This is a genomic window from Methanococcoides vulcani (genome assembly GCF_900111645.1).
Classification (GTDB): domain Archaea; phylum Halobacteriota; class Methanosarcinia; order Methanosarcinales; family Methanosarcinaceae; genus Methanococcoides; species Methanococcoides vulcani.
The window spans coordinates 86,222-101,536 of record NZ_FOHQ01000002.1; the positions used below are offsets into that span (position 1 = coordinate 86,222).

At 44.3% G+C, this 15,315-nt stretch carries 13 protein-coding genes and 1 tRNA gene; 7 read left to right on the forward strand and 7 right to left on the reverse strand.

Translation table 11 applies throughout. The features are described from left to right. Window positions 1-58: 58 nt before the first annotated feature. Together BMX02_RS03735 and BMX02_RS03740 are read right to left on the reverse strand one after the other, a co-directional pair. Window positions 59-1,102 (reverse strand): DUF7544 domain-containing protein, encoded by a 1,044-nt coding sequence (locus tag BMX02_RS03735; protein WP_449288724.1) that lies wholly within the window; start codon window positions 1,100-1,102, stop codon window positions 59-61. A 21-nt stretch (window positions 1,103-1,123) separates the two neighbouring features. Then, window positions 1,124-2,626, reverse strand: a complete 1,503-nt coding sequence (locus tag BMX02_RS03740) for a DEAD/DEAH box helicase (RefSeq protein ID WP_091689293.1) — start codon at window positions 2,624-2,626, stop codon at window positions 1,124-1,126. A gap of 326 nt (window positions 2,627-2,952) precedes the next feature. Here BMX02_RS03740 and BMX02_RS03745 point away from each other — a divergent pair, with 326 nt between their 5' ends. The 3 genes from BMX02_RS03745 (at window position 2,953) to BMX02_RS03755 (ending at window position 7,133) form a co-directional block, all read left to right on the forward strand. After that, window positions 2,953-3,927: a radical SAM protein gene (locus tag BMX02_RS03745; protein WP_091689295.1), complete on the forward strand. Its 975-nt coding sequence runs from the start codon at window positions 2,953-2,955 to the stop codon at window positions 3,925-3,927. 263 nt (window positions 3,928-4,190) lie between these two features. Beyond that, entirely contained in the window at window positions 4,191-6,107 is a 1,917-nt protein-coding gene (locus tag BMX02_RS03750; RefSeq protein ID WP_091689297.1) for a sodium:solute symporter family protein, read from the forward strand. 105 nt (window positions 6,108-6,212) lie between these two features. Beyond that, on the forward strand, window positions 6,213-7,133 hold the full coding sequence (locus BMX02_RS03755) for a DUF5803 family protein (protein ID WP_091689299.1): 921 nt from the start codon (window positions 6,213-6,215) through the stop codon (window positions 7,131-7,133). 20 nt (window positions 7,134-7,153) lie between these two features. Here BMX02_RS03755 and BMX02_RS03760 read toward each other — a convergent pair whose 3' ends face one another. The 3 genes from BMX02_RS03760 to BMX02_RS03770 all read right to left on the reverse strand — a co-directional run bounded on the left by BMX02_RS03760 (window position 7,154) and on the right by BMX02_RS03770 (window position 9,921). Continuing rightward, on the reverse strand, window positions 7,154-7,900 hold the full coding sequence (locus BMX02_RS03760) for an MBL fold metallo-hydrolase (protein ID WP_091689301.1): 747 nt from the start codon (window positions 7,898-7,900) through the stop codon (window positions 7,154-7,156). A 6-nt stretch (window positions 7,901-7,906) separates the two neighbouring features. Then, complete coding sequence (locus BMX02_RS03765) at window positions 7,907-9,199, reverse strand: ATP-binding protein (RefSeq protein WP_091689303.1); 1,293 nt, start codon at window positions 9,197-9,199, stop codon at window positions 7,907-7,909. Window positions 9,200-9,348: 149 nt separating this feature from the next. Continuing rightward, window positions 9,349-9,921, reverse strand: a complete 573-nt coding sequence (locus tag BMX02_RS03770; protein WP_135643916.1) for a DUF5817 domain-containing protein — start codon at window positions 9,919-9,921, stop codon at window positions 9,349-9,351. An 87-nt stretch (window positions 9,922-10,008) separates the two neighbouring features. Between BMX02_RS03770 and rimI the strand changes: the two genes are divergently transcribed. Continuing rightward, window positions 10,009-10,434: a ribosomal protein S18-alanine N-acetyltransferase gene (gene rimI, locus BMX02_RS03775; protein WP_091689307.1), complete on the forward strand. Its 426-nt coding sequence runs from the start codon at window positions 10,009-10,011 to the stop codon at window positions 10,432-10,434. Here rimI and BMX02_RS03780 read toward each other — a convergent pair whose 3' ends face one another. Then, on the reverse strand, window positions 10,435-11,094 hold the full coding sequence (locus tag BMX02_RS03780) for an undecaprenyl diphosphate synthase family protein (protein ID WP_244624809.1): 660 nt from the start codon (window positions 11,092-11,094) through the stop codon (window positions 10,435-10,437). It abuts the gene before it with no gap. 66 nt (window positions 11,095-11,160) lie between these two features. Next, window positions 11,161-12,348: a redox-regulated ATPase YchF gene (locus tag BMX02_RS03785; protein WP_091689311.1), complete on the reverse strand. Its 1,188-nt coding sequence runs from the start codon at window positions 12,346-12,348 to the stop codon at window positions 11,161-11,163. Window positions 12,349-12,484: 136 nt separating this feature from the next. On the opposite strand from BMX02_RS03785, the gene BMX02_RS03790 reads away from it, so the two are divergent. The 3 genes from BMX02_RS03790 to BMX02_RS03800 all read left to right on the forward strand — a co-directional run bounded on the left by BMX02_RS03790 (window position 12,485) and on the right by BMX02_RS03800 (window position 15,294). Beyond that, window positions 12,485-12,556: transfer RNA gene (locus tag BMX02_RS03790), tRNA-Arg, on the forward strand. Window positions 12,557-12,907: 351 nt separating this feature from the next. Beyond that, a complete protein-coding gene (gene thsA, locus BMX02_RS03795; RefSeq protein WP_394328881.1) occupies window positions 12,908-14,557 on the forward strand; it encodes a thermosome subunit alpha in 1,650 nt (549 codons plus the stop codon). A 179-nt stretch (window positions 14,558-14,736) separates the two neighbouring features. Beyond that, window positions 14,737-15,294: a biotin transporter BioY gene (locus BMX02_RS03800; RefSeq protein ID WP_091689313.1), complete on the forward strand. Its 558-nt coding sequence runs from the start codon at window positions 14,737-14,739 to the stop codon at window positions 15,292-15,294. Window positions 15,295-15,315: the final 21 nt, after the last annotated feature.

A 15,315-nucleotide genomic window follows, 5' to 3' on the forward strand; every position in this document is an offset into this window, starting at 1 on the left:
TAATTTTATGATCGATTATAAAATTGGTTCTAAGTGATTGGTCATAACCTATTGATCTTTAGCTTTCATCTGCAAGGTCAAAAAATGGAATTGTCGTATCTGGACGCCATTTTTCAAGGAATAGCAGCATATGATATTTCATAAAGACATGCAATGGCATTATTGCCATTATTGAGAACAGGATCAACAATGCTATCTCTATGATTGCAATAGGTGCAAGGATCAGCCATATTATGCTCTGCTGAATGATCCATGAAAGAGCAAAGTAGATAATGGCATCAATGAATAGGAAGAACAATCCCGGGATCAATATGAGGAAGAGTATAATTATACCGAAGACAACTCCACCTCCGGTCCACAGAATGAACCTTCCGAACCAGTAACCTATCATTTGTTTCCAGTCCTGCCTGAATGTCGCCACTACTTTTTCCAGAGCCTCAATGATCCCAATCTTATCATACATTGCAATGGGGATGCATAGGTAGATGAAAGAGTAGATAATGGCACTAAATATCGATATTATCAATATGACTGCAACAAGGCTCATTCCTCCTGCAATAAGCATGGGCAGGAAACTTGTGGATGGATCATTGATGATCTGAATGATCATGGGTAGTGCTGCCATTATGAATATGGCAAAGAAGCCTATTGCCAGAACAAAGCGTATTATGAAAAGGTTCAGTCCCATCCTCATGTATTTTTTAGAGTATTCCCAAAAACGAACGTCATTTTTTGTGATGGATTCCACAAAAACAAAATCCATTACTGATGAGATATACCACAATATCAGGACAAATAGTCCGATAGATCCCACAATTGCAAGTATCAATGGCAGATCGGGCATGGATGTTATCTGGTCAACGAATCCATTTCCATCCGGAATGTAAGAAAAAGGGAGGTCTGATAAGTCACTGTTGCCTGTGTTAGGTGTTGAACCGTTGTAGCCTGAACTGCCTCCTCCGCCTGCTAAGGCGACTATGATCGCAAGTTTCAGCCACTTCTTTAGATCGAACGGTTCCAGCAGGCATTTCTCGTTCTTCTGAGAGCTTCGCCTGCTGCATCTACTACAAACCAGTTCATAAAAAGAACTAATGATGTTTATATAAAAAGGTGACCGGTAAGGTCACTCTGCCTTTCTTTTCACTCCGGTTCTCTTCTTAAATCCGGTTCTTGCATTTGATTTGTTGGATCCTCCGCGTCCTTCTGATTTTCCGGAGCCTTCACCACTTTTCGGCTTAGATCCGCCATATCCTCCGGACCTTTTTTGACCCCCGCGACCTTCTGATCTTCCGGAGCCTTCGCCACTTTTCGGCTTAGATCCTCCATACCCTCCGGACCTTTTTTGACCTCCGCGACCTTCTGATCTTCCGGAACCTTCGCCACTTTTCGGCTTAGATCCTCCATATCCTCCGGACCTTTTTTGACCTCCGCGACCTTCTGATCTGCCACGACCACCGGATCTCTTGAAGTTGTTCCTGTCATGACGCTTGTCCTTCTCGTCCTTTATGACTACCCTTTCAACCTCAGGCACTTCTTCCTTTTTGATCGTGAACTTGCGGTGATGCCTGACTAGCTTTTGGAAAGCATCTGCTTCTCTGTCTGTCAGAACATTAATGACCTTACCTTCCTTACCTGCTCTTGCAGTTCGGCCTATTCTGTGTACATACTCATTCACATCATCAGGGATATCATAGTTGTAGACGTGTGACACATGAGGAATATCTAGACCACGTGCAGCAACATCTGTGCAGACAAGTGCATGTGCTTCGCTTGAATGGAACTTGCTGAGGGTGCTCTTTCTCTTTGCCTGGGTGTGACCTCCGTGTATGGCGATCGCATCAATATCATTTTTCCTGAGGTTCTTCTGGACGAAGTCCACATTGCTTCGTGTGTTACAGAAAACCATTACTAATCCAGACCTCTCATTTTTCAGGAGGTGAACAAGCAAGGAGAATTTAATGGGTTTTGGAACGTCATAATATACCTGTTCAAGCTTTTCAGGGTCCACATGTGCTTTTGCAAAGACCTTCTGAGGATCGTTCATGTACTTGCGTGAGAGGTATTTGATGTCCTTTGAAACAGTTGCTGAGAAAAGCATTGTTTGTCTTTCCTCAGGACACTCTTTAATGATGTCTTCCACATCATCGATGAATCCCATGTCAAGCATTCTGTCTGCTTCATCAAGGACCAACATCTCTACGTTGTCCAGGTCTATCGTACCTCTTCCAATATGGTCAAGGAGTCTGCCAGGTGTTGCAACAACAATATCTGTTTTTTCCAGCTTCTTCATCTGTGGGCCAATTGCAACTCCGCCGTAAATGGATGCTATTTTTAACCTTTTATGACGGGAAAATTCCTTAAGTGAATTGTGAACCTGCTCTGCCAGTTCCCTTGTAGGGGTAAGGACCAGAGCCTTTATTCCCCTTCCAGTCTCAATTTTCTGGATAATGCCACACCCAAATGCGAGTGTTTTACCGGAACCGGTGGCTGCTCCTCCAATAATATCCTTTCCATCCAGAATGAGCGGGATCGCCATTGACTGAATTTCTGTAGGGGCTTCAAAATTTTTTTCTTCGATCGATCTTAGGATCGCTTCTTCGATCCCTAGGTTTTTAAATGATTCCATGGTGATTACCTGTTAGTATATATCTAATTCTTAAAAGAAGAAGAGCGCCATCTTTGTCTCTCGTTCTTGGCAAATCCCCACCGGAAATCTTGTTAGAAATCATTTTTATGTTAATTATGATGGGGGTTTTTAACCTATTTCGTTTCAGATGCCCTTTCATACATCTTTCTGCTTATAAACATTGTCCTATAAGAAGCAAAAAGAAAACTTTGAAAACATCCTTGCAAAAGTATGATGGAATAGGATATGCCAGATAAATGCTAAGTTTTATCAATAGCGATGGAAGATATAGTGCACCTTAATGAGCATTCGATCAAAGAGTTACCATGTCTAAATTTTCTCCTACCATTGCAGCACGTGCGATCTGGCAGATGAGAGTACGAAAGCGACCTTTTGTTCTCTCACACGCGGTCAATTCCAGATGTAACATGAGCTGTAGCTTTTGTGAATACTGGAAGGAGCCGGGGGATGAGATGAGTCTCGATGATATTTTCAGGATGCTTGATGATGCTCACTCTTTCGGCATTGGCGCCTACAATGCCTGGACAGTTGAACCTCTTCTTCGGGAGGACCTGCCACAGATCCTTGCGTATGCTAAAAGTAAGGGTATGATCACGTCCCTGATCACTAACGGAAAATTGCTGAAAGAAAGGATAAATGACCTGGATGACCTTGATTATCTTTCTGTTTCTGTGGATGGGACAAAAAGCTACAAAGAGATACGTGGCATCGATTTTGAGATAATAATGGATGCTATTATGGCTGTCAAGGACAAACTGAAAAATCCTCTGTTGATGAACTGCGTTATCAGTAGCAAGAACCTTGATGATGTCGAAGACCTTATCCAACTGGCACGTGATATAGATGTGAAGATATCATTTGAGCCTTTGTATGAGTTCAGGGGGATCAAAGAGGATGTCTGGGGCAACATGGGTATTCGTGACATGGAAAAATACCAATGTACGATCGATCGGATAATCGAGATGAAAAAGGATGGCTATCCAATCATAAATTCATTGACCTATCTTAAAATGATAAAAGAGCTGAAAAAGGGATATAATTGTCATGTCAACAATCTGATCCTGGATGTTACTGCAGATGGCTCTATCGAGAACTGCCGTGTTCACAGGGAGTCGTTGGGCAATGTGAAGGACGGTATCGTCAATGTGTGGAAAGCCTCAAAGGATCAACAAAAGGAACTGACCGAGAAGTGTGAAGGCTGCTTCTTCTTTGGTTATGTTGAAAATAGCCTGATGTATGATCTCAATCTCGAGGTCATACAGCATTATGAGTGGATGTGAACTTTTCATTTCATTTAATTAATCTAGTTTTTAGTTTCATTTTATTTCGAAATGTGTTTAAATATAAGAATTATCGTGTATTTATACATTTTTCGGAATTCTAATGTATTTGTGTAGGGTAAAAACGGTTTTCTTTTTGAAAGAGCTTATATATTAAACCAAATATGTCCTTACTATCCTTTAATAGGAAATACCGTCGTTAGATTATATTTAATGATTCAAATAATATCTGGATAAATGTAATATTATTCTGAGGTTTAGTTATGGATGGTTATCAATTATTTATGGCAATGCTTGCAGTCTACCTTTGTGGACTGATAGGCATTGGTTGGTATTTTACAAAAAGACAAAAGACAGTGACCGATTTCTGGCTTGCCGGTCGTAAGATCGGTACGATGGGGATTGGATTTTCATCGGCAGCTTCATGGCTGACCGCTGGTGGAATATTGGCCGTGATAGGATTTTTCATGCTACTTGGAATGGGCTCCATATGGGGTTTCGTAGCACCGAACATTCTTGCATTGCTTATTATTGCTATATTCGTGAAAAGGATCAAACACCTTCCTGCTATTACACAGGCAGAGCTTCTTGAGCAGAGGTACAGTTCTGCGATCCGTGCTCCGGTGGGAATCATCATCGCTATCGTGATGATACTTTTCGCAGTTGCTGACATCAAGGGCTTTGCTCTTGTGCTGCAGATATTCTATGGCCTTGATCCAATATATGCAGCTCTGATCGTTGCCCTTGCAGTATCTGTGTATGTTACCCTTGGTGGGTTGCATGCTGTTGTCTGGACCGATGTGATCCAGTTCGCGTTCCTTTCCATATTTGCAATTGTAATGGCATTCCTTGCAGTTGAGTCAGCTACCTCCGGTGTTGCTGATATTTCAACAGCAGCCGATCTTTTCTCTGGAGTTTCTACTGACTGGTGGAATCCGTTCATAATCGGCATCCCGATGGTACTGATCTTCGTCTTTGCGATAGTTCCGGGATGGATCACTGAACAGGACCCATGGCAGAAGGTTTGGGCAGCTAAGGACTCAACTTCCGCAAGGAACGGTCTGGTACTTGGTTCCCTTCTGGTAGCAATCGTATTCTCTGCATGTGCAGTTATTGCGATCGGACTGAATGCATTGTATCCGGAGATCGCTGCAGCAGGATTCCCAATGGGAATGGCTCAGGCAGAACCTGCATTACTGACCTACATAGTAAGCACTTTCTCACCTGCAGTGATCGGTATCAGTGCAATTGGCCTTGCAGCAGCTTCCATGTCATGTGCTGATACTTTTGCTACATCAGGTGCATCATGTGTCTCACGTGATATCTACCAGAGATTTATAAAACCAGATGCAACAATGAAGCAGATGCTTGCTATCAACAGGCTCAGTGTCCTTTTCATAGTTGCTGCAGCAACAGTGGGTTCATTCTTCATTAGCAGTATCATCGATGCAATTCACATTGCAACCTTCATTGCAAGTGCATCCTATTTCTTCCCTCTGATGGGTGGACTTTACTGGAAACGTGCTACAAAGGAAGGTGCACTGGCAGGTCTTCTTGTTGGTGCTATTGCACAGATCTCCTTTACAGTCTATGATCTTTCAATGACCGCACCTATGGCTCCTCCGTATCTTGAGACCGTACACCCAATTCTCATGAACCATGGTGTCATTGTCGGAATGGCATTGAGTGGAATTGCATTCTTTGGTGTCTCATTTATGACAAGGCCATCCCATATTGTCAACCTTGCTCCATTCTTTAAGGAAGCAGCAGAAGAGCTGGCAAGCCACGAGGCACAGACGGTCGATGAGCAGAGTGCAGAGTACAAGAAATTTCTCAAAAATGTCGATGAGCAGATCACAGGGGAGCGTGCACATCTTCATTTGAGACTTGAAGGTTCTGCAACAGTTAACTGGACCAAATTCGTTGACCAGCTCAAAGAGTCATATACTGCATGGGTCACACCAACCGGCATTGATTCTGTGTACAGGCTGATCCAGGCTGACATGCTTGCATGTGTGTCCATCACACGTGGTGAAGGCGAGAAAGATATCTGGTTTGCATCCGAACCACCTGTAGATTCCGTTGAGATGCAGAAAAGGGAACTTTTCATCGCATACAAAGAGGTCGCAGCTGCTCTTGAAGAGACAGGTGTTCTCCTGACAATAGCAAACAATGAGTAAATTTAAAGTTCACTCCCGTTCTTCGGGAGTGCTATCTCTTTTTTCAATAACCTTTTTTACTAATGGGACCCATTGTTTTTTCATAAATTGTTTGTGATGTGTACAATGAAAAAACAAATTATAACAGTAGTATTTATCTTTGCTCTTGCAGTACTGGCATCAGGCTGTATCAACGAGCTTGTGCCTGTGGACGAAGAAGTGGCATCACCTGACCTTTCCATATATGAGCTGGAGGTCTTTTACGATCCCACAGACGATGCCGGGTTCGTTAACACGACGACGTTCTATCTTGCAAATGACGGATCTGCAAATGTTGTTCATATGATAGTGAACGCTTCTGTTATTGAGGTCGTACCTCTGGAAGACATGCTGAACCAGAACAAGGAAACGATCTCAAATATTGTGATCCTTGCAGGTAGCTCAAATGATACGGAGCCATCCTTTGAAACCTTTGAGAGGCTTTCAACATCTTCAATAGGGGATGTGCCAGTTTTCAATTACACCATGGACGATGAGGTTCTTCGTGGGCAAAAACATATCTACATAAGGTTCAATGAGAGCATCACAGGCATTGTGGCCTATAGTCTGGCAACTCCCAAGGGACCGGATTTCATGTATGTCCCGGCCCATGATTCTGTTGTGAGGTTCGTTCTGCCTGAAGGCTATACTACGGGCAATCCCTTTGTAGGCAAAGTGAATCCCGAACCTGCAGAGAGGTATTTTGATGACCTCGACAGGGAAGTTCTTGTATGGTATGACCTGCGTGCAACGGCAGGTTCATTTACAGAGATGGCAAGAGATTTCCTGAAAGTTGATGTATCTGATGAAGACTTTCCCTATAAACCAATAATCGTCAAGTTCTATCAGACATCCGCTCCACGTATGCTTCTAATAGGCACGAGCATCCTTGGTGCAGGCGTGCTTATAGTCCTCGGGAACTACCTTTCAACAAGAAGAAAACTTCGGAAGGCACGTGAACTGATCGAAGAAGGATTTGATGAGAAAAGAAGATCTGAAAAGAAATGAGATCTGACGTAGGTATTATCTCAGAATGTGAACTCCATTCCATCATATCCTAACGGGTATGTTTCGGATGCCTCGTCGTGAGGTTTGAAATAATGGCTCAGGTGTGTCATAACGACCTCCTTTGCCCTGATATTTTCAGCCATTTCCAATGCTTCCTTTGCATCCATGTGTTTTTTCACATGAAATCCGACATCATCGGGGATAATAGCATCTACTATGAACAGGTCGGGTTCCATTATAAGTTCAAGGCTGCTTTCCGGTATGTTATTATCAGTATCACCACTGATGATAACCTTTTTTTCACCTTCACATATCATAACACCGATCGCCTTCTTTACAGGCGGGTGATTCACTTCGAACAGTGTGAATGTAAGTCCTATAAGCTCAAAAGGTTCGCAGAGCCTAATGTCATGCCTTCTTGGTTTTAAAAATGAGACATAATCAAGTATATAGTCCAGTGTTTCGGTAACTCCGTAGACATCCACATGGCTCTGAACGCGGTGGAACTCGCCAAAACCGGTGTAATGGTCATAATGGCCATGTGTCCAGATAACTCCGTCAATATGGCGGATCCCTTTATTGAGCATCTGTTGTCTCATGTCCGGGCTTGTGTCAATGAGCACTCTGCCTTCGTCGGATTCCACAAGGACTGAAAAACGTGTGCGGTTGCTTTTACCTCCGTTGCGGGCATCCATGCATGTCCGGCAATCACAGCCGATGATGGGTGTGCCGGGTGCGTCACCTGTTCCAAGGAGCGTTATCTTCATGGGGTTTTAGAAACCCCCGGTATTGACAACATATTCGTCGGATTTTATGTGAGCACGCTTGTTGAACCTGTTCACTGCATCACTGAGGTCCTGCTGATTAATGCTGGTGCGCTCCTCGACCAGTGCATTGAGCACACTTTCGCGGATGACCATACGCAGGTCTGAACCTGAATATCCTTCGGTGAGCGGGGCAATTCCTTCAGTGTTGAAGTCACCTTCTATTTCCCTGGTGACAATATCGAGGATCTCTTTCCTCATTCTCTCATCAGGCAGCGGGAAGTCCATGATCTCGTCGAACCTTCTCCATGCAGCAGAGTCCAGCATCCTGGGATGGTTCGTAGCGGCTATCAAAAGGACGCCATCATTGGTCAGGCTTATCTCGTCAATGGCCTTGAGAAGGGTATTTACTGCTCTCTTTAAAGCTGCATGTTCATCTGATGCCCTTGTCTTGGCGACGAAATCGAATTCATCTATGAAGAGTATGCATGGGCTCAGGCGCTTGGCAAGTGCGAACACCCTGTCGATGTTCTTTGCTGTTTCACCAAGATACTGGTCTGTTATCATGGAAAGCTTGACTTCTACAAATGGTATGGAAAGGCGCTCTGACATAGCCTTTGCCACAGAGGTCTTACCTGTTCCCGGTGGTCCCACAAGGAGTATCTTTCCGATGTCATACAGGCCGATGCGTTTGAGGTAATCTCTGTACTCAATGGCCTTTACTATTTTTTCGATCTCTTCTTTCTGCTCTTCTGAAAGAACAAGGGATCTCATGGGCTGGACAATGTCCTCCGGAGCCATAATGTGCACCAGTTTGAGCATGTCCTCTCCAGTCTCCTCTTCGGATATTTCACTTATAAGTGATTCGATCCATTCCCTGTCGACCTCTTTAGGTCTTGTTACAGCACGTGCTTTCTTATAGCTGGCACCAGCTACCTTCTTCTTTTCTTCAAAATAGTATGCCAGTGCCGGATTTTGATCGATCCTTTCAGAAGCAGTCTCCTGCTTCTGGAACCAGTCAGCAGCAACATCAAATGATGTGAATTTCATCTTTGAGGTGAGTTCATCGATATCTAAAAAAGGAAGGGCGAATACCTGTCCTTTTATCTCCTCGATCCCAAAGAGTTTTTTTATGTCCGATCGGGAAACGCTGATGGGTTTTGGGACACCTTTTTGCGTACGGCTCCAGTAGTTCTTCCTGATGTTCTTCGGAAGATCATTAACATCCATTTCCGGATACTTGTTGTATATTTCTGCTGTCAATAGAAGTTCTACAATGTCAAGGGTTGTCGTGTCGGACATGTTCTTACCTGTATAATGGGAATAATTTGATGAATAATTTGTATGCTCATGTTCCTGAGCAGTTCAGTGAACCATACGATTATGTGGTTCTTTTAGATATAATTTATGTGTTTGAGTCCGATCGAATGTTACGATCCCTCACTTATTTTTCATGGGACAATTCGAACATATCCTTTTTTTGGAAAATAGATGTCTCCCTTTTGAAGCAGCTTTTCCAGCGTTCTCTCAAAGATCTCCTCATCAATATCCTGCCTGAGCGCATGGTCGTGAAGTTCAGTTATCTGCATTTCACTGCGTGCTTTTTCAAGGATAGATAATATTGTCTTTGCAGGATCCTTCTTTTTAGGTATATTCGTGGCAGGCTTGTTTGTGGTGGGTATGTGTGTGGGATACTTGCTTGGGGTAGGTTTGAGTGTAGCTTGATGGGTTTTGGTCTGGAACTTTAAGTTAGTGTCCTCTTCTGTGGAGTTGGATGTAAAAGTTGAGAACGTGGACTTGTCCGATATTGTGTCATATCCTCTTCCCAGTATCTTCGCCTGTAGCTTTGTGCGTACTGCAATGGCATCTTCAAGGACATCCGTTGTGTGGAATATCCTCAATTTCCTTGTCTGCAATGTAGCTCCGCATCGCTGGCACTTCGTGGTCTTTGCACCTTTCTGTTCTATCAACTGTGCAGATCTCCTGCATTTTGGACACACTATGACCGAATAAACTGGCATCATTGACTGGTTGTACTGTCTCGTATAAGTATGGCACCCTGCAAGGGCATAGCCTTCAATTTATCACCGATGATGTCATAACTCCATCACATGATACGGGTAGCTACAGGATCGGATATTCCTTCGATCGTAGAGATCGAGAATCTTTCCTTTGATGTTCCCTGGTCTTCACGCGTGTTCCGTTCCTACGCGGATTACCCCGGTTTTATTGTCATAGAGTCTGATGGTGTTATTCTTGGCTATGCTGTTCTTGTGGTCATTAAAAGGGCTGCACATCTGGCAAGTATTGCAACCCATCCAAAGTATCGAAGAATGGGGGTGGCAACGGCTCTTCTTGAAGGGTGTGTAATTCTTGCAAAGGAGAATTCGTATTCTCTCATCCGTCTGGAGGTAAGAGAAAAGAACAAGACTGCTCAGGAATTCTATCTTTCGAACGGGTTTGAGGTGACAGGGAGCATTCCCAATTACTATCCGGATGACAATGCCATTGTAATGGAGCTGGATCTGGGGCGTTGATCATTTCCCGAAGCGCCGGTGCCTCTTCTGGAAATCCCGTATAATTCTCAATAGGTCTATTTTCCTGAGGTCGTGCCAGTTGACATCTGTGAAATAGAGCTCAGAATATGCGGATTGCCAGAGCAGGAAATCGGATAGGTGCTTGCCACCGGCACGTATGATCATGTCAGGCTCTTCCCGGACCAGAAGGTGAGACTCAATGACACTCTCATCTATCTCTTCTGGTTGTATCTTTCCGTCCTTCACATCTGAAAGGATCGAATTGATGGCTTTTGTGATCTCCGCTCTTCCTCCGAATCCTACTGAAAGGTGAACTGTGAGCGAAGTTCCTTCACGTTTCTCTTTGATGTTTCCGTTTTCATCGTATATGAAAAATCCCACATCCTCGGGAAATGATCTCAGCATCTCCTGCATGCCTGTCGTAAGCATGGATGTCATCTCGAACTGAAGCTCTTCTTTTGTATCCAGTACATCGATGTAAGCACTGATAGTAGCGATGCCCAGCTTTTCGCACCAGCTTATAAAGGACCTGAACTTATCTTCCCCTTTCGCATCAAGCAGGTCGGATTCAGAGAGTATTATTGTTATATGTTCTGGTATCTGCTCTGGTGAATTGTTCACCTGACCGAGCAGATATCTCTCATATAGGGTTCTTATCATAAACGCCATCTTGTGTTATTTGTTTTTGGAAATGATGTTTAATGATCAATGATCAATTATAAGTGATCACTTTGCTGTAGAGACTATCTTGATAACATCGCCATTTTCAAGCTCGTGTTTTTCTCCAAGCCTCATTTTTGTTTTCCCGTCTACTGCATAAAGGAACCTGTCGCCGATATCACTATGTACGCGGTAGGCAAGGTCGTGGGCTGTGGATCCCTTCTTCATGAGGAACGCGTCAGGCAACATCCTGTCGTTCTTGTCAGACCATTTTCCTTCATCCTCTACCGGATATACCACTATCAGGTCAAGAAGGTCAAATACCGCCCTGTTGATGCACTCCTGTATCCCGCCTCCACCGGTTCCCATCTTGTTCATGAGATCCTTGAGACTGTGCAGGCCTTTTTTCTGTGCATCGTTTATGTCCTCGGAGATTATCTCGAAGTCCTCATCCCCCGGGAGATAGTTTATGATCTCATTCTTTGCAGCTGACCTTAATGCAAGCTCTGCAGCAGCGCTGGTGGGTACTACTATAAGGTCGAGATCATTGAGGTTCCTGACGTTCTCCTCCGGTGCGATATCGATCTTGTTGGCAGCTATCATTGTAGGTTTGCTAATAGCACGGATGGCATCACAAAGTCTGATCATGTCCTCGTCTGTCCATTGGGTGCATTCGCATGGCATGTCACAGCAAAGAAGTGCTTCGTGTGCCTGTGATTCATTAACTCCGGCACCCATTAGCTGATCGGATATGACCTCTGACATCTTGAGACCTTCTGCTTTGATCTTGCGTGACAGCTTTTCCCAGTTGCGTTTGAGAATGCCAGTCATCCACATGGTGATCTCATGGTTCAGGAAATCCACATCCTCAAGAGGGTCGTGATCCCCGATGTCCACAGGGTTTCCTTCTATATCCGTGGCCCCGGCTGCATCAATTACATGAATTATCGCCTGTGCCTGCCTGAGCTCATCAAGGAACGCATTCCCAAGACCACGGCCCATGTGTGCATCAGGCACAAGGCCGGCCACATCGATCATTTCGATGGGCACGAACCTGATCCCATCCTGGCAGTTGCCACAGCGCTTATCTTTCTGCGTACATGGGCATTCCACCCTTACGTATGTTACACCCCTGTTCGCATTGATCGTGGTGAACGGATAGTTCGCGATCTCCACATCTGCGAGGGTAGCTGCCTTGAAAAAAGTTGATTTTCCTGCATTTGGTTTTCCTGCAAGGCCTATGGTCATTGACATGCTTTACACATCATCCTTGAAGCATTTAACTTTTATTCATGATGAGTTTCCATTTGACATGGTATAGATCAACTGAAATATTCTCCTGACCAGTAATATTTATATTGCAGTAAGTTATTAGGAGTCTGTCCAATGTGTCTCGGTAGGGTAGAGGATATCCTTGGGGCTTGCGGAGCCTTAGACCCGAGTTCAATTCTCGGTCGGGACGTACCACTTAGGGTTTAACACCCGAACACTTCGCAAAGGTTAGATCTTAAATAACCTTTGTGGGGTTCTTTTTATGAGATTTACGATTATAATTTATGATCTAAGGGTATATTTGATTGGAATGCACTTTTGTTCAGTCTACTTTCATCTAATTCCATATTGTCTGTTATTGCAAGTGTTATTACAACTGTTGGGATAAGTGTTGATTGTTGACATTCTCAAGCTCATTTTATGTTAGAAGTTCGACTCCATACATTGGTTATCCTTATATAGAAGTTCATGCATTTAGAACGAACAGATTGAGTACATAATGTGTAATATTTGTGTAAATCCAATCTGCATTTCAAAATAATTGGAATTAATTTATCAATGCTATTTAGGAGGGCTAAATATCTTACCAAATGGAAGTCAGAGTATCCGCGGCAAGGATGCTCAGAGTATTAATATCCTTGCAGGAAAGGCCGTTGCAAATTCAGTTCGTACAACACTTGGTCCAAAGGGAATGGACAAGATGCTTGTGGACTCAATGGGAGACATCGTCATAACCAACGATGGAGCTACCATTCTGAAGGAAATGGACATTCAGCACCCGGCAGCTAAGATGATCGTCGAAGTGTCCAAGACACAGGATGATGAAGTCGGGGACGGAACAACTACCGCAGCTATCCTTTCAGGTGAGCTGCTCGCAAAGGCAGAAGATCTTATTGACAAAGGCGTTCACCCAACTATTATATCTGAAGGTTACAGGCATGCTGCAAAGAAATGCCGTGAGATCCTTGAGACCATCACAATTGACGTAACTCCTGAAGACACAGAAGCTCTCATGAAGATCGCAGCAACTGCTATTACAGGCAAGGGCGCTGAGTCATACAAGGAAAAACTCTCCAAGCTTACCGTTGATGCAGTTACAAGCGTAGTCGAAGAGGAAGATGGTACCTTAGTAGTCGACACCGATAACATCAAGGTCGAAAAGCGTGCAGGCGGAAGTATCACAGATTCTGACCTTGTCACTGGTCTTGTTATCGACAAGGAACGCTCACATCCAAACATGCCTGAAATGGTCGAGAATGCAAAGATCCTTCTCGTAACCTGCCCGATCGAGTTCAGAAAGACCGAAATGGATGCAGAGATCAAGATCACCTCACCTGACCAGATGCAGATGTTCCTGGACCAGGAAGAGAAAATGATGAGAGAGATGGCTGAGAAGGTAATCAGCAGCGGTGCAAATGTCGTATTCTGCCAGAAAGGTATCGATGATATGGCACAGTACTACATCGAGAAAGCTGGAATTTACGCTGTAAGAAGGGTAAAGAAGAGCGACCTTAAGAGACTCAGCAAGGTTACCGGCGGCACACTTATCCAGGACCTCGACGAGATCGTACCTGAAGACACAGGAACTGCAGATCTTGTAGAGGAAAAGGAGATCAGGGGCGCAAAGATGACCTATGTGACCGGATGCCAGAACACCAAGGCAGTAACAGTCCTCCTCCACGGCGGAACCGATCATGTAGTAGCTGAACTTGAGCACGCAATGAACGATGCTATTCGTGTAGTCGGAGTTGTTATTGAGGATGGTAAGGTCGTAGTAGGCGGAAGCTCACCTGAGATCGAACTTTCATTAAGGCTCAATGAGTACGCATCCACTCTTAAGGGAAGGGAGCAGCTTGCAGTCAGCAAATTTGCTGAAGCTCTTGATATCATCCCACAGACACTTGCAGAGAACGCAGGTCTTGACCCGATCGACATAATGGTAGAACTCCGTTCCCAGCACGAGCAGGGCAACAAGAACGCAGGTCTTAATGTTTACACCGGGGATGTTGTCGATATGTGGGAAAACGATGTAATTGAACCACTGCGTATCAAGACACAGGCTATCAACGCTGCAACCGAAGCTACTGTCATGATCCTGAGGATCGATGATCTAGTAGCATCAAGTGGTGGATCAGCAGGCCCAACACCTGGTATGCCTGATGTTGACCTGGACATGGACGCCGGGTTCTAATTTCAGTCAAACCTTACTACTCGTGTCGGGTTTCCCGACACAGTTCTCTTTTTATTATTGATCTTCTCGTAGTATTGCTCTCTTTTACTACTGTTCTTCTTTGTTTGTCAGGTTGTTTATCTGAAAGGTTTGCTTTGTAAGGGGAAAGTATTTAGCCACTGTAAACCAGTTATGGAGTCATGGTTAACAGCGATACTAATACTTCTATCACTTCGCCCCGTCCTGCGGCCGATATCAGAAAAATGGTCTATGCGTCTCTATTTGCGGCATTGACTGCCATCGGGGCTTACATCACTATCCCGCTTGGTCCGATCCCGTTCACCCTTCAGGTTGTGTTCGTCCTGCTGGCAGGTGCAATGCTTGGAAGCAAATGGGGTGCAATAAGCATGATCGTCTACACCCTGCTCGGAATTGCCGGCCTTCCGGTATTCTCAGGTGGCGCTTCAGGGATCGGTGTGATCCTGGGTCCTACAGGCGGATATATCATTGGTTTTATCGCAGCAGCATTTATTGTAGGTTTCCTTTTCGAAAAGAACAGGACGGAAAAGGTTCTGTTCAATGCGATCTATGTTCTCATGGGGTCAGTTGTGATCTATGCTTTCGGTCTGACACATCTGATGCTCGTAGCAGATATGTCCTTCATGCAGGCGATCACTGTAGGTTTTCTTCCTTTCATTGGTGGCGCTCTTGTAAAAATAGCAGTGGTTGCATATATTGCTACCAGTTATAAGATATAATAAAAAAGAACTCAATAACTC

Coding starts and splice junctions, on each gene's coding strand:
- BMX02_RS03755 (WP_091689299.1), top strand. CDS start 6,213: ATGAAAAAACAAATTATAACAGTAGTATTTATCTTTGCTCTTGCAGTA.
- BMX02_RS03780 (WP_244624809.1), bottom strand. CDS start 11,094: ATGATAAGAACCCTATATGAGAGATATCTGCTCGGTCAGGTGAACAAT.
- BMX02_RS03740 (WP_091689293.1), bottom strand. CDS start 2,626: ATGGAATCATTTAAAAACCTAGGGATCGAAGAAGCGATCCTAAGATCG.
- BMX02_RS03770 (WP_135643916.1), bottom strand. CDS start 9,921: ATGATGCCAGTTTATTCGGTCATAGTGTGTCCAAAATGCAGGAGATCT.
- BMX02_RS03750 (WP_091689297.1), top strand. CDS start 4,191: ATGGATGGTTATCAATTATTTATGGCAATGCTTGCAGTCTACCTTTGT.
- BMX02_RS03765 (WP_091689303.1), bottom strand. CDS start 9,199: ATGTCCGACACGACAACCCTTGACATTGTAGAACTTCTATTGACAGCA.
- BMX02_RS03800 (WP_091689313.1), top strand. CDS start 14,737: ATGGTTAACAGCGATACTAATACTTCTATCACTTCGCCCCGTCCTGCG.
- BMX02_RS03760 (WP_091689301.1), bottom strand. CDS start 7,900: ATGAAGATAACGCTCCTTGGAACAGGTGACGCACCCGGCACACCCATC.
- BMX02_RS03745 (WP_091689295.1), top strand. CDS start 2,953: ATGTCTAAATTTTCTCCTACCATTGCAGCACGTGCGATCTGGCAGATG.
- rimI (WP_091689307.1), top strand. CDS start 10,009: ATGATACGGGTAGCTACAGGATCGGATATTCCTTCGATCGTAGAGATC.
- BMX02_RS03785 (WP_091689311.1), bottom strand. CDS start 12,348: ATGTCAATGACCATAGGCCTTGCAGGAAAACCAAATGCAGGAAAATCA.